We start from the raw sequence: 14,823 nt of genomic DNA on the forward strand, positions 1-14,823 counted from the left end.
GGTTTATCGAGCTTCAAATCACAGTGTTTATGATACCGGAGATACATCATGACGATAAAAGTTCTCGGTTATGCAGCCAAATCCGCACAAGTTCCCCTTGCCCCACTCGAGTTTACCCGTCGCGATCCGCGTCCTGATGATGTGGTGATGGATGTGCTCTATTGCGGTGTCTGTCACTCAGACCTGCATCAGGCGCGTAACGACTGGGGGTTCAGCAGCTATCCGCTGGTACCCGGGCATGAAGTGGTTGGGCAAGTCACCGCCGTGGGTAAAAGTGTCACGAAATTCAAGGTGGGTGATTTTGCCGGAATTGGCTGCATGGTGGACTCCTGCCGAGTGTGCCAACCCTGTCAACAGGGTCTGGAGCAGTATTGTGCAGAGGGCAATGTGCAAACTTACAATGGTGTTGATCGTCACGACCATACACCAACCTATGGTGGCTACTCACAATCCATTGTAGCTTCTGAAGATTTTGTGCTGAAAATGCCTGCTGGTTTGGATTTGCAAGCTGCCGCGCCACTACTGTGCGCCGGTATTACCACCTGGTCGCCGCTGCGCCATTGGAAAGTGGGTAAAGGCAGTAAAGTCGCGGTAGTTGGCTTGGGTGGCTTGGGTCATATGGCATTAAAGCTGGCGAATGCATTAGGGGCTGAAGTGACGCTCTTTACCCGTTCACCGAGTAAAGAGGCTGATGCTCGTCGTTTAGGTGCACATCATATTGTGTTATCCACCGATGATGCACAAATGGACGCGACCAAAGGGCAATTCGATCTGATTATCGATACCGTGCCTTATGTCCATGATATCAACCCGTACATGCCGACACTGAATGTGGATGGCACCCTGGTATTTGTTGGTTTTCTTGGTGATCTTAGCCCAATGATAAACACCATGCCATTGATTCTGGCACGGCGTTCGGTGGCCGGTTCATGTATTGGCGGCATTGCTGAAACACAGGAAATGCTCGATTTCTGTGCTGAACACGGCATTGCTTCAGATATAGAGATGATCAAGATTCAGGATATCAACGACGCCTATGAGCGGATGCTGAAAAGCGATGTGAAATACCGTTTCGTGATCGATATGGCGTCGTTAAAACCGTAATTATACTGGGAGTCACGCGGGGGGAACCTCGCACTTTTCCCATTAAATCTTAGCTGGCGTGCTCGCCCATATTCACGCAGGCAAATCGATGAGCAGGGCACGCAGCGGCGTTTCAGCTTTAATCACCAGATGCCGTTCTTCTTGTACAAAAGCACCATCACCGCAGGTCAGGCGCTGAGTTTCACTGGCTTGCGGCCCATCCACCGTTACTGTTCCGTGAATGGATTGCAGATAAGCCCTTGGGCCGTGTAGGTCAATGGTGTACTGTTCGCCCGCGGCTAAATCCAGATGATGAATCCATACTTGCTGACGCAGTTTTAGGCTGCCCTGCTCACCGTCAGGAGACGCTAGTAGCCTTAGTGGCTGCGTGCATAATGACAGGTGCTGGGCGGGATTGCTTTCCTGCTCAGGGCAGGCATTGAGCCATAACTGAATGCGAGTTAATGGCTTATCAGTACTCAAATTATGCTCGCTATAGCTGACACCTGATTGAGCAGAAAAGAGCAACACATCGCCAGTTTTACCGCGCACATAGTTACCCAGACTATTTCGATACTCAGCCTCACCTTGTAAAATCAGGTTTAAAATATCAACCTGCGGATAAGTTCGTGGTTGAAATGAGGATCCCGGTGCTAACACTTCCTGATTCAAAACGCGCAGTGAGGCATAACCCAATAGCTTCGGGTCAAAATAGTGGCCGAATGAGAAAGTATAACGGGCTTGGAGCCAACCATAGTCAGCTTGCCCGCACTGTTTTGCTGTTCTGCATGTGATCATGACAATGATTGCCCTATCCTGATATTAATTGATAAAGAGATGGTAAGCGTCTGGACGACGGATTGTTAGCCAGTTAATCTGGTCGCTATATTCAAATTTCCTGATTGAGAAAATGATGGCCAAAGATCGGGCGCTAACGTTAGAAGCATTGAGAGTAATGGATGCTATTGACCGCCGTGGTAGTTTTGCCGCGGCGGCTGATGAATTGGGACGGGTACCTTCTGCGCTGAGCTATACCATGCAGAAACTTGAAGATGAGCTTGATGTGGTGTTGTTCGACCGCTCCGGGCATCGCACCAAATTTACCAATGTTGGGCGGATGCTACTGGATCGCGGGCGGGTGTTACTGGAGGCCGCAGACAAACTGACTACCGATGCTGAGGCACTGGCGCGCGGCTGGGAAACACATATCACGATTGTCAGTGAGGCATTGTCTCCGGCATGGAAACTGTTCCCGTTGATCGACAAACTGGCGCTCAAAGCTAATACTCAGGTCTCCATATTTACCGAAGTATTGGCCGGGGCATGGGAACGGTTGGAGCAAGGGCGGGCTGATATCGTCATTGCGCCCGATATGCATTTCCGTGCATCTTCAGAGATTAACAGCCGTAAACTGTACAAAGTGACCAGTGTCTATGTTGCCAGCCCAGACCACCCCATTCATTTGGAACCAGAACCTCTGTCAGAACTGACCCGAGTGAAATACCGTGGTGTCGCTGTAGCGGATACCGCTCGTGAGCGGCCAGTTATCACGGTGCAATTGCTGGATAAACAGCAACGTTTGACGGTCAGCACCATCGAAGATAAGCGGCGGGCCTTATTAGCTGGTTTGGGTGTGGCGACCATGCCCTATGAAATGGTAGAAAAAGACATTGAAGCGGGCCGTTTACGGGTTGTCGGGCCAGAGTTCAGCCGTGAGGCCGATATTATTATGGCATGGCGGCGCGACAGTATGGGGGAGGCTAAGTCGTGGTTCCTGCGAGAAATCCCTAGATTGTTCGCTAATAAGTAAACGGCTACTGCGCGTCGTCATACTGAGATTGTGCAGTGCTCACAATCCTCACGTACTACGTGTACGCTCCGGTTTTTCCGCGCTGTACGCACTTAGTCTGACTTAGCTCGCTACGCCTTAAGCTGTTATGGCTACTGCGCGTTAATCTGTTAATAAAGTGAAACGTGTATCTCGTCCATGTGGCTCCAGCAGGTCTTGCTGTGGGCCGATGGAGATAATCCCGTAAGGGTTTATAGTGCCGTGGCTGCGATAGTAGTGATTGCGGATATGGGCAAAATCTACTGTTTCAGCGACGCCTTGAATTTGATAAATATCGCGTAAAAAGCCATATAAGCTGAGATAATCGCTGATACGGCGCTTATCACATTTGAAATGAGTGACATATACCGGATCAAAACGCACCAATGTGGTCCATAAACGCAAATCCGCTTCCGTCAGTTGGCCTCCAGTCAGATATCGCTGTTTCGCCAGAATCTGTTCCAGCTTGGCCAATGCATCAAATAAGGTATTAACTGCCTCGTCATAGGCTTCCTGTGTAGTGGCGAATCCCGCCTTATACACCCCATTATTGACCTGATCGTAAACCCACCCGTTGATATCATCAATATTACTGCGTAACGCTGTAGGGTAATAATCCCCCGCCTTGGCGCCGACGCCATCAAAAGCAGTATTGAACATACGAATGATATCGGCAGATTCATTGCTAACGACTGTCTGTTGCTGCTTATCCCATAACACCGGAACGGTTACCCGCCCGCTATAATTTGCATCGGCGCGCAGATAAAGCTGATAGAGATAGTCAAGATGATAGAGTTCGTCGCCGGTGGCGGCAGGGAAATCATTAGCGAAGGTCCAGCCATTCTCCAGCATCAGTGGATGTACCACAGAAACTGAAATCAGTGACTCTAAGCCTTTCAGTGTGCGCATGAGTAAAGTGCGGTGTGCCCATGGGCAGGCAAGAGAAACATACAGATGGTAACGGTGTGCTTCGGCTTTAAAGCCAGCTTTACCTTGTGGGCCCGCCTGCCCATCAGCAGTCACCCAATTGCGGAACTGTGAGGTACTGCGTTTGAAATGGCCACCGGTAGATTTTGTGTCGTACCAGATGTCTTTCCACATGCCGTCTACGAGCTGTCCCATCCAATCCCCCGTGTTCTTGAAATTGTAGCGTTGTTAGCTGCTCTTATTCACCCGAATCACTTACCTGAGTAAGTTCATCGGGATTAATGAGCCTCATCCTTGAGGCTCACCCTACGGCTAGCCTATAAATGCTGTTCAAATTGGAAACCAATTTGTCATTCGCTTGCTGCCTGACTGCAACTCCAATTACTTTGGGGATTGCATTTTATAGTATAGCCTTACCACTTCTTACCCAGCAGGCGGTCAATACTGAAACCACCCGGGCCGGCAACCGCCAACACAATGAAACCGCCAGCGATGGTTAGGTTTTTCATGAACATCAACTGGTTAACCCCTTCCGCAAAGTTAGTGTGGAAGATAAGTGCCGTCAGAATAGTGAAACCCGCGGTGAACAGTGCAGTGGTACGGGTCAGGAAACCAAACAAAATTGCCAGACCGCCGCCAAATTCCAGCAAAATGGTCAATGGTAGGAAGAAGCCTGGGACACCCATCGCTTGCATATATTGTTGCGTGCCAGCATAGGCATCACCCATTTTGCCGTAACCGGCTACAATAAACAGAATCGGCATCAGAATGCGTGCTACCAACAGGCCAGTATCTTGTAATTTGTTCATCGACGACTTCTCCAAAAAGTTGTTCTATTAATGCCTGGCATCTGCGGGCGTTAATGGTTAATCAAAGGTGCTTGTGTGTGGTCGCTTGCCGGTGTTATCCCGCAAACTCCCTGAGTTGATGAGAGAATGTTAGTTGAGAAGTTGAGAAGTTGTTAGCAAGTAAAACTGTCTGTTTTTATCAAAAAAACTGAAGTGTAAGCAGATTAAAGCCGAAAAACGGTCTGTTTAGGCATAAGAAATGGGGAAGGGCAGTCAGTAGCCCGCATGAGATACCGATATGCCACCAAGTGAAGTAACGGCAGGTTAACGTAAGAGAAAAGTGTTACGAAAAAATCGGATAGTTCCCCATAACCCAACCGCCCGACGCGACCAGCGGATGAATTTACTCGGGTGGCGGATACCGTATAGCGCGACCAGGCTGGAGCCAATCATCAAATATTTTCGCATACCGACGATTTGTGCCCAACCGCGATCATAAGGTGCAGTGACCTCAAGCCAATGTGCGGCGCTGTTGGCGAGATCCAGACGTTGCTGCTGGATCTCATGTAACAATGCGGCCTTTTCCTGTGCTAATTTACGGCGGCTCAACGCTCTTTCTCCAATAACTCGCGATCCGTTTCCAGTTGCTTACGGGTAGAACCCAGCAGTGTGGAGCGGCGCGCCTTGGTGAGAGTCCAGATAATACCGATTATCGCTAGTGCTAATAGCACGGCAGTGGTAGTGCCAAGCGCCATTAAACGATAGGCAGGATCAATACCCCATATGACTAATACCAGCAGACTCATCAACCCGAAAGCGGTAAACAGCAAGGTAATCCCTGCCATCATCAGCAACTGAACCAGTGTTGCTTTTTCCTCTTCCAGCTCAATAGCAGCCAGACGTACACGGGTTTCAACCATGCCTACCACAATGGTAGCGATACGATGAACAGTATCGAGGACCCCTTTACCGGGGCCCTGAGTGTGAGGAAGCTCAGCCATAATCAGCGGCGAGACAACAGAACGCCTAACACCACGCCGACAGCAGCACCGATGCCTACGCCAGTCCAAGGATTGTCGTGAACATAGGTATCTGCTTTATCAGCAATTTCTTTAGTTTGGGCTGCGATTTTATCGCCGGTTTCGCTCAGACGCTCGCGAGTATCTTTCAACGCGCTTTCCGCTTTGGCTCGCAGCTTTTCTAACTCAGCTTTCGGCTTATCGGTCGAAGTTTGCAGCACTTCTTCCAAAGTATCTGCCAGTGACTTAAGTTCAGCGCGTAAATGTTCAGAGGTTTTATCTTGTGGCATGTAATAGCTCCTTAACATAACTGAGGTGAATACATAACGTAGCGAATATTTTACAAGGTTAAAAGGTTAATAATCTTAAATAACCCTGATGAGTCGCCATTCTCGTATTTAAAACCGGAGTTGCTACTTTTGTGCCTGAGCTTGCTTTAACTCAGCTTGTGCTTCCACTAACTTCTTCTGCTGCTTGGTAATTTTGCTAGCATCACCTTTTTGCTGAGCCTCTTTTAACTCTTGCTGACGCTCAGTGACTTTGTGCTGCTTTTGTCTGATTTTTTGTTGTCGTTCGGCCTTTAGGCTCTCCGCCGTGCAATTGCTCTTTACTTCTTTTAAGGCTGTTGCCAGACCAGCAGCGCGGCGGGTATTGCCATGTTGTTTGGCATAATCTATCTGTTGTTGGATTTCTTTGGCTTTTATATCGCATTCATTGTCTACCACTGCCTGAGCAACATTACAAAACACGACAATGGGTAAAACCAACAGGAGAGAGTGACGTAACAACATAGTATTGCTTCCTTTTACAGCAAGAGTCAGGGACGAAACAGGTTGCCGTGAATGTTTAAGCATAGCGCTGAATTATGTGATACCCAAGTTTACCACAGGATTTTTTATAGATTAATCAGATATCAGCGGAATAAATGGACGAAAAACAAGAGATGACTACGGGGATTTCGCTCCCCGCAGCAATAATTATCCCACTTTCTGTGGGGTATTTCTGAATGCAGGCAACAGACGCTGACGTTTCTTGGACTCGCTCGAGACAATCACATAACCACTCGGCAAGATATCCTGTAAAACGACAATGGCTTCTTTCTGCTGTTCTGGGGATTCCAGGCTCACCACCAGGCTATCATCCTCTGGAGTGATGCTTTTTATCCGAATTCCACGTTGATCGAGATGTTGATACAGATAAAACCCATCAGGCAAGGACAACCCCTGTTGGTTAGGTCGAATTTTCAACGCACTTTCTGTGCGCAAAATGATCGGCGTAAACAACAGGGCTGCCAGCAACAACGCTGTAACTGGCAGGATAAGATAGTGCCAGACCGGGCGGCCGAAACGGCCCCTGAGGTTGATCACTCTGGCTTACCTTTATTATTGTCATTGCTATCGGCAACCGGCGGCGTATTTTTTTTGCGCCAAAGCACATATAAAGAACCAAACAAGCCAATCACCAATAGTGCCAGTGGCAATAACATCAGGACGAACATCACTTCGTCTTCATATTTTAGGAATACGGGGGTTTTACCAAAGGCAAAGCCCATGGTTGTCAGGATCAATACCCACAGGAAACCGCTCATCCAGTTGAAGAACTGAAAACGGGCGTTGTTCAGGCCTGAAAGTCCGGCAATAGTTGGCAACAAGGTACGCACAAATGCCAAGAAACGGCCTACCAGTAGGGCTGATAAACCATGGCGATGGAACAAATTATGGGCGCGCTGGTGGTAATGAGCGGGTAGATGAGACAACCAGCCCTGTACTACTTTCGTATTCCCCAGCCATCGACCCTGAATATAACTGACCCAGCATCCAAGGCTGGCGGCAGTAGTCAATACCACGAGGGTCACAGGGAAACTCATTGCACCTTTTGCAATCAGTACACCAACCAGAATCAGCAGACTATCGCCCGGTAAAAAGGCTGCTGGCAGCAAGCCATTCTCCAGGAAAAGTATGACAAACAGCAGGATATAAATGGCCCATACCAGAGACGGGTTCGCGAGTGTCTCATAGTCTTGTGCCCATAGAGCATGTAAGAGTTCTTTAATGATATCCATCTGGTATTCCTAAAACGTCATTGTTGTATACCCTTCTTACCTGACGTTGCAGCGGCGCTTTCTTACCCGAATCACTGAGATGCTAATCAATGGGCGGGATTCGTTCGTTTTGCCTGACTGCAATACCAATTACTTTGGGTATATTCGTTAGTTTATAAACACGACTCGCAAAAATAACGGATGGCTTTTCGTGTTTAAGCGATGGTTTTGATAAATGTGTTAAAAACAAACCAATTCGCTGATATCAATAGGTAAATATACTTCTCGCTGTAACTGCCTGGACAGCTACGACAACTGACCATCATGGTGGTAGGTAAGCATCCCGCTATATTGAATATTACTCTCTTTCCAGCCACCCACACGATTTTGCTGTGTCGATACATGGAACATCCAGTTGGAGTAGTTAAGCAGTGGCAGTGATTGCCTCGGCTGTTTATATATTTCATCCGCCCGACTGTTGCGAGACATCGGCAGATATGCCCCAGACCATGAGTTATTGGCCAACGACGGATTGGCTGAGCCAGTAAACTTGGTGGCACCCAGCCGATTCTTTATGGCCGTTTTTTTGACCGGCAAACCCATCAGACGTAATTGGGAGGAGATGACCTTATTTTGCAGGTGCAGGTAAGGTGAGAATGCACTTACAGATGATGGCGTGTCGCTAACATCGTGGTGGTCATGATAAACAGAACTCAGCGCTGAGAGCGCCATGCCGGATGGGGTAGAATGAGTGGGCGATAGCAGGTTGCCGGAGACCGAACCGGCCCAGCCAGACACTGCAATAAATAGAGCAAACAACCAGCGCATGTTTTTGCGTTTCGCTCCCAAAGCACCCAAGTAAAAAAGTGCTGCCACTTTAGCAAAATAGCGGGATATGAAACAGGGAAATATAGAGACCTACTGGGTGTTTATTAAGCAATGGTTTAAAAATAGGCTTGATACTGACGTTTGTTGACAGAAGTCGACATTTACTGACTACAAAGCAGCATAATCAGACCGGGAAGAGAAAGAAAAGAATCAGTTTCTCTTCCCATGGCCTGCAACAATCCGGGCAAGGATCAGCTTTTACTATTCGCGACCATATTGTTATTCATCATCAGATTATCGAGATGAACAACGGGGTTTTCTGTGAATAAATAACGATCCACATTAAATTCAAAATCATCGGTAGTAGCACGAAACAGCATCTGCTTGGTATTTTCCAGATGTTGCCACATAGCAAGTTTACTGGCGTAAGGATCTTTACGCATCAGTGCCTCAAGGATCCTGTCGTGATCTTCGCACCAGCTCTCGATCGATTTATCATCGATATGCTCATGCAATTTGATCCAGTAAGGGTTATGTACCCGCTGGCTCCACATTTTTTCGACAATCGTTGCCATGGCGGTATTTTGGGTGGCCAGAGCAACCTGCACGTGGAATTTCAGATCCCATTGTGAATCACGGAAGCGATCTTCCTGGCGCGCATGCTTTTGGATCTCGATTAATTGCACGATATCTTGCCGCGTAACCTGAGTGGCGGCAAATTCAGCAATATTACTTTCGATCAACTGGCGGGCCTGTAATAGCTCAAAGGGGCCTGCGGTGGCGAATTCAATGCTGTGGTTGGGCATCACGAGGTGCTTTTGCTGATTCGACATCACGTGGATGCCGGAGCCTTTACGCACTTCGACGTAACCCTCTACTTCCAGCATGATAATCGCTTCACGGACCACGGTGCGGCTGACATTCATCTCTTCTGAAATGTAGCGTTCTGCCGGCAATTTATCCCCCACCGGATAAACACCCGCTTCGATGCGCTGCTTTAACTCTGCGGCTAACTGCTGGTACAACCGTCTGGTTTCTGTGAATTCCATGATTAAGGCTCTTGGGATCAATTGAGGCAGCAAATTTTGCGGCTCATTTTGTCTGGAAGGCATGATATCCCGAACGAGATACAATTGGACTTGTTATACCACTTATCCCTATTGGGTTCTAGTCATTGCTATCACAGTTGTGATGGAAAATACGCCCTAAACTCAGGGCAAAGAAGAAGTAAAAAGCCCGGTAAATGATTACCGGGCTGGAGTCGAACCAATGGCTCAATAATGACTAGTCAGATTAGTTCTGTCCGGCAGGTGCCTGTTGTATCGGATCGATTGCAGGTTCAACCGCCGGGCGGTTTTGCAGTACCGTCCAGATAACCACTACTGCTAACACATCAAATACCGCCAGTGCAGCAAACAGCGGGCTGAAGCCCATGGTGTCTGCCAACGCACCCACCACCAGAGCGAACATGGTACTGGCAGTCCAGGCCGCCATACCGGTTAACCCGTTGGCGGTGGCCACTTCGTTACGACCAAATACGTCGGAAGATAGCGTAATCAGTGCGCCGGACAGTGATTGGTGAGCAAAGCCCCCAACACACAGCAGTGCGATAGCGGCATAAGGGCTAGTGAACAGGCCGATAGTCCCCGGTGCAATCATTAACAGACCACCCATTGTTACCACCAACTTACGGGAAACAATCAGGTTAACTTTGAAGTGTTTCTGGAACAACGGCGGCAGGTAGCCACCCAAAATACAGCCTAGATCGGCAAACAGCATTGGCATCCAGGCGAACATGGCGATTTCTTTCAGGTTAAAGCCATAGGCTTTAAACATGAATAGCGGGATCCAAGCGTTAAATGTTCCCCAAGCTGGTTCTGCCAAGAAACGCGGGATCGCAATGCCCCAGAACTGACGGTTACGGATAATCTGCAATGCAGACATCTTTTTCGCGTTAGCAGTGGAGTGCTGTGCTTCCTGACCACTGAGGATGTATTCACGTTCTTCATCAGTCAGTTTTTTCTGGTCTTTCGGGTGTTTGTAGAGGATTAACCAGGCAATAGCCCAAATCAGACTGAGCACACCGGTGATGATAAATGCCATCTGCCAACTGTGCATCACGATAGCCCACACCACTAGTGGTGGTGCAATCATGCCGCCGATAGAGGAACCGACGTTAAAATAACCTACAGCAATGGAGCGTTCTTTTGCCGGGAACCATTCGCTACTAGCCTTCAGGCCCGCTGGGATCATAGCAGCCTCTGCCATACCTACCGCACCACGAGCGATAGCTAAACCGCCCCAACTGCTGGCTAACGCGGTACTCATACAGAAGATGGCCCACATAATGGCAAACATGGCATAGCCCACTTTGGTGCCCATCACATCCAGAACATAACCGGCTACCGGTTGCATCAGGGTGTAAGCAGCAGAATAAGCGGCAATGATGTAAGAGTATTGCTGTGTCGTGATATGTAACTGCTCTTGCAACGTCGGTGCGGCAACCGCAATAGCATTACGTGTTAAGTAACCCAATATGGTGCCGACGGTGACCAAAGCGATCATGTACCAGCGTAAGCCTTTAATTTTACGCATCATTTATAACTTTCTCCCAGTCTAAGATTACTGCTATGAAGCGCGACCTGTAGCGGCGTCTCATGGCGCAATTTGGTCCAACCTACATCGCTGTGCATGTGGTGGTACCCGACCCTGCTTAATTGACGTTACAGCGGTGTTAGCTGCTCTCATTCCCCCGCATCACTGACTGGAATCAGTTTTGCCGGATTCACTCGTTTGCCGCCGACCTGTAACACCAATTACGTTGGGTCATACCTTCTTATTGGCGTTGAGGCTACGTGCTGTCACGAGCTTCAACTGCTTTGGGTATCCCTTCCTATTGAGAGCAACTGTGCTGTAGCTGCTCTCATTCTTGCTTGTGTCTTCCCGCTTGGGTCAAATCAGCGCATTTGATAGAGCAATGCGGATGAGATGACAGAGGGCGACGCAACAATAACTTGTCATACAGATTTAAAAGTTGAGTGATATCACAAAAACCACTTTTCAATTAGGGAATAATAGAACCCGACAGACTTAGTGCCGCAAGGGGCTAAATAGATTATAAATGTTGAGTATTTGTTCTTTTTGTTAGGTTTTTGCGATCTCTATCGATAAAAAAATGCTGGACGATAGATGAAATTGGTGTGATAACTTCGCGATAACAGAGAGCAGTGCTCTAAGATGTACTCAAGTGAGGAACCTAATATGTCGCAGTTTTTGACCGAAGACTTTTTGCTGGACACCGAATTCGCCCGTCGTCTGTATCATGACTACGCAAAAGATCAGCCGATCTTTGATTATCATTGCCATTTACCCCCTGAACAGATCGCAGAAAACTACCGCTTTAAGAATCTGTATGACATCTGGTTGAAAGGTGACCACTATAAATGGCGTGCTATGCGGACTAATGGTGTAGCAGAACGTTTGTGTACCGGCGATGCCAGTGATCGTGAGAAGTTCGAAGCTTGGGCTGCCACGGTTCCACATACTATTGGTAACCCGCTGTATCACTGGACTCATCTTGAATTGCGCCGTCCATTTGGTATTACAGGTAAATTATTATCTCCTGCAACGTCAGAAGAGATCTGGCAACGCGGTAACGAATTACTGGCTCAGGACAGTTTCTCTGCGCGCGGCATTATGCAGCAGATGAATGTAAAAATGGTCGGTACCACTGATGACCCGATTGATGACCTACGCCACCATAAAGCTATTGCTGCTGATGGCAGTTTCAACATCAAAGTGTTGCCAAGCTGGCGTCCAGATAAGGCCTTCAACATTGAAGCCGCTGGTTTTAATGACTACATGCAACGCTTGGAAGCTGCCGCTGATACCTCTATCAGCCGCTTTGCCGATCTGTGCACGGCACTGAACAAACGGATGGACCACTTTGCTGCGCACGGCTGTAAAGTATCGGATCATGCCTTGGACGTCGTGGTCTACGGTGAAGCAGATGAAACCACGTTGGATGCGATTCTGGCGCGCCGTCTGGCCGGTAATCAGCCCACTACTGAAGAGATCGCCCAGTTTAAAACCGCAGTGTTGCTATTCCTGTCTGGCGAATATCACCGCCGTGAATGGGTGCAGCAATACCACATCGGCGCTCTGCGTAACAATAACAGCCGCATGTTTAACCTGGTGGGGCCGGATATCGGTTTTGATTCCATCAATGACCAACCACTGGCGCAGCCACTGTCCCGTCTGTTGGATGCTCAGGGCCTGCGTAATGCATTACCAAAAACCATCCTTTACTGCCTGAACCCACGTGATAACGAAGTTATCGGCACGATGGTTGGCAACTTCCAGGGCGAAGGTGCTGCGGGGAAAATGCAGTTCGGTTCCGGCTGGTGGTTTAACGACCAGAAAGATGGCATGCAACGCCAAATGACCCAACTGGCACAACTTGGTTTGCTAAGCCGCTTCGTTGGCATGCTGACGGATAGCCGCAGCTTCTTGTCTTATACGCGCCATGAATACTTCCGTCGCATCCTGTGCCAGATGATTGGTCGCTGGGTGGAAGATGGCGAAGCTCCGGCAGATATTGAACTGCTGGGTTCAATGGTGAAAAACATCTGTTTCGATAACGCGAAGCAATATTTTGCCATCGAGCTGTAATCGCTTTGAATAACAAATAACAGGGCCGGTTAGCGGCTCTGTATAACTCTAACTCATTATTTATTTAACGCCCGGCTGCACTGCGGTAAAGACCTTCTCTACAAAGAAAGGATTGCCTGCAAAGCACGGACTGTCAGTAATGCCGGTCCATGGCTGTATGCGTTATGAGGTGAACCCTGATGCAAACTCTAAACCGTCGTGACTTTCCCGGCCGTAGCCACCCTGACAAGATCATTCAATTTGGCGAAGGTAACTTCCTGCGTGCTTTTGTTGACTGGCAGATTGATTTACTCAATGAACACACCGATCTGAATGCCGGGATCGTGGTGATCCGCCCGATCGATACTGATTTTCCACCGTCACTCAGTACTCAGGATGGTCTGTACACTGCGGTGATCCGTGGTTTGAATGAGCAGGGCGCAGCGGTGCGTGAATCCCGCCTGATCCGCTCAGTTAACCGTGAGATCAATATTTACCGTCAGTTCGATGAATATTTGGCGCTGGCCCGCGATGCCAATATCCGCTTTATGTTCTCAAATACCACCGAAGCGGGTATTGCCTGGAATGAAGCCGACCAATTCAGTGACGCACCCCCAAGCTCTTTCCCGGCTAAATTGACCCGTTTACTGTTTGAACGTTTCGAGCATTTTGCCGGTGCCGCAGATAAAGGTTGGGTGTTACTGCCTTGCGAACTGATTGATTACAATGGTGAAGCACTGCGCGAACTGGTGTTGCGTTATGCCAGTCACTGGCAGTTACCTGCCGCTTTCACCCAGTGGTTAACGGAAAACAATACTTTCTGTTCAACGCTGGTTGACCGCATCGTTACAGGCTATCCGAGTGATGAAGTGGCTGCCTTACAGACCGAACTGGGTTATCAGGACAGCTTCCTGGATACCGCAGAATACTTCTATCTGTTTGTTATTCAAGGGCCAAAAGAACTGGCTCAGGAACTGCGCCTCGATCAGCTTGAGCTGAACGTGCGTATCGTTGATGACATCAAACCCTATAAAGAACGCAAAGTTGCCATTCTGAACGGTGCACACACCGCGCTGGTACCCGTGGCATACCTCTCTGGGCTGGACACTGTCGGCCAGACGATGGATGACGCACAAATCAGCAGCTTTGTAGAGAAAACCATTACCGAAGAGATTGTACCGGTATTGGATTTACCAGAAGACGAATTATTGTCGTTCTCGCAAGCGGTATTAAGCCGGTTCCGCAACCCGTTCATTCAGCATCAACTGCTGTCTATCGCCTTGAATGGTATGACTAAATTCCGTACGCGTATTTTGCCACAGTTGCTAACCTACCAGCAGCAGCAAGGTAAGTTACCACCGCGTCTGACCTTTGCTCTGGCAGCCCTTATCGCCTTTTACCGTGGTGAGCGTGAGGGTCAAACTTACCCGTTGCAGGATGATGCTCACTGGCTGGAACGCTTTTCCACCTTGTGGAGTGGTGTAAAACACAGTGATATCACTCTGGCTGAGTTAGTTAACAGCGTACTGTCTGATGCGACCCATTGGGGGCAGGATTTGACCGCCGTTCCACAACTGGCCAACCAGGTGACAGAGCAACTGCAAACAATCATTGATCGTGGCATGAGAGCTGCGGTAGCGGCCTATAGCTAAAGGTTTA

The 14,823-nt window shown here is 48.6% G+C and carries 16 protein-coding genes; 4 read left to right on the top strand and 12 right to left on the bottom strand.

Annotated features, from left to right (window positions below; translation table 11 throughout):
• The first annotated feature begins 48 nt into the window (after positions 1-48).
• Positions 49-1,104, top strand: a complete 1,056-nt coding sequence (locus A6J66_019600) for an NAD(P)-dependent alcohol dehydrogenase (protein PNM26173.1) — start codon at positions 49-51, stop codon at positions 1,102-1,104.
• Between the two features lie 72 nt (positions 1,105-1,176).
• On the opposite strand, the gene A6J66_019605 is transcribed toward A6J66_019600, so the two are convergent.
• Entirely contained in the window at positions 1,177-1,881 is a 705-nt protein-coding gene (locus A6J66_019605; protein PNM26174.1) for a pirin family protein, read from the bottom strand.
• A 115-nt stretch (positions 1,882-1,996) separates the two neighbouring features.
• Here A6J66_019605 and A6J66_019610 point away from each other — a divergent pair, with 115 nt between their 5' ends.
• Positions 1,997-2,893, top strand: coding sequence for a LysR family transcriptional regulator (locus A6J66_019610; GenBank protein ID PNM26175.1), 897 nt, complete (start codon positions 1,997-1,999; stop codon positions 2,891-2,893).
• Between the two features lie 141 nt (positions 2,894-3,034).
• Here the strand turns inward: A6J66_019610 and A6J66_019615 are convergent, their stop codons facing one another.
• The 11 genes from A6J66_019615 to A6J66_019665 form a co-directional block, all read right to left on the bottom strand.
• Positions 3,035-4,033, bottom strand: coding sequence for a glutathione S-transferase family protein (locus tag A6J66_019615; GenBank protein ID PNM26176.1), 999 nt, complete (start codon positions 4,031-4,033; stop codon positions 3,035-3,037).
• Between the two features lie 218 nt (positions 4,034-4,251).
• A complete protein-coding gene (locus A6J66_019620) occupies positions 4,252-4,647 on the bottom strand; it encodes a DoxX family protein (GenBank protein ID PNM26177.1) in 396 nt (131 codons plus the stop codon).
• A 303-nt stretch (positions 4,648-4,950) separates the two neighbouring features.
• Entirely contained in the window at positions 4,951-5,235 is a 285-nt protein-coding gene (locus A6J66_019625; protein ID PNM26178.1) for a cell division protein FtsH, read from the bottom strand.
• Positions 5,232-5,627, bottom strand: a complete 396-nt coding sequence (locus A6J66_019630) for a hypothetical protein (protein PNM26179.1) — start codon at positions 5,625-5,627, stop codon at positions 5,232-5,234. The genes A6J66_019625 and A6J66_019630 overlap by 4 nt, the downstream gene beginning before the upstream one ends.
• A gap of 2 nt (positions 5,628-5,629) precedes the next feature.
• On the bottom strand, positions 5,630-5,935 hold the full coding sequence (locus A6J66_019635) for a DUF883 domain-containing protein (GenBank protein ID PNM26180.1): 306 nt from the start codon (positions 5,933-5,935) through the stop codon (positions 5,630-5,632).
• A gap of 123 nt (positions 5,936-6,058) precedes the next feature.
• Complete coding sequence (locus A6J66_019640) at positions 6,059-6,436, bottom strand: DUF1090 domain-containing protein (GenBank protein PNM26181.1); 378 nt, start codon at positions 6,434-6,436, stop codon at positions 6,059-6,061.
• Positions 6,437-6,622: 186 nt separating this feature from the next.
• Complete coding sequence (locus A6J66_019645; protein ID PNM26182.1) at positions 6,623-7,012, bottom strand: modulator protein; 390 nt, start codon at positions 7,010-7,012, stop codon at positions 6,623-6,625.
• On the bottom strand, positions 7,009-7,707 hold the full coding sequence (locus tag A6J66_019650; protein ID PNM26183.1) for a DedA family protein: 699 nt from the start codon (positions 7,705-7,707) through the stop codon (positions 7,009-7,011). The genes A6J66_019645 and A6J66_019650 overlap by 4 nt, the downstream gene beginning before the upstream one ends.
• A gap of 285 nt (positions 7,708-7,992) precedes the next feature.
• A complete protein-coding gene (locus tag A6J66_019655) occupies positions 7,993-8,535 on the bottom strand; it encodes a hypothetical protein (protein ID PNM27084.1) in 543 nt (180 codons plus the stop codon).
• Between the two features lie 230 nt (positions 8,536-8,765).
• On the bottom strand, positions 8,766-9,563 hold the full coding sequence (locus tag A6J66_019660; GenBank protein PNM26184.1) for a transcriptional regulator ExuR: 798 nt from the start codon (positions 9,561-9,563) through the stop codon (positions 8,766-8,768).
• Between the two features lie 244 nt (positions 9,564-9,807).
• A complete protein-coding gene (locus A6J66_019665) occupies positions 9,808-11,112 on the bottom strand; it encodes an MFS transporter (GenBank protein PNM26185.1) in 1,305 nt (434 codons plus the stop codon).
• 663 nt (positions 11,113-11,775) lie between these two features.
• Here A6J66_019665 and A6J66_019670 point away from each other — a divergent pair.
• Both A6J66_019670 and A6J66_019675 read left to right on the top strand, forming a co-directional pair.
• Positions 11,776-13,185, top strand: a complete 1,410-nt coding sequence (locus A6J66_019670; GenBank protein PNM26186.1) for a glucuronate isomerase — start codon at positions 11,776-11,778, stop codon at positions 13,183-13,185.
• 179 nt (positions 13,186-13,364) lie between these two features.
• Positions 13,365-14,816, top strand: a complete 1,452-nt coding sequence (locus A6J66_019675; protein ID PNM26187.1) for a tagaturonate reductase — start codon at positions 13,365-13,367, stop codon at positions 14,814-14,816.
• The last annotated feature ends 7 nt before the right edge of the window (positions 14,817-14,823 follow it).

The organism is Yersinia enterocolitica, assembly GCA_002082245.2.
In the GTDB taxonomy this organism is placed as follows: Bacteria; Pseudomonadota; Gammaproteobacteria; order Enterobacterales; family Enterobacteriaceae; genus Yersinia; species Yersinia enterocolitica_E.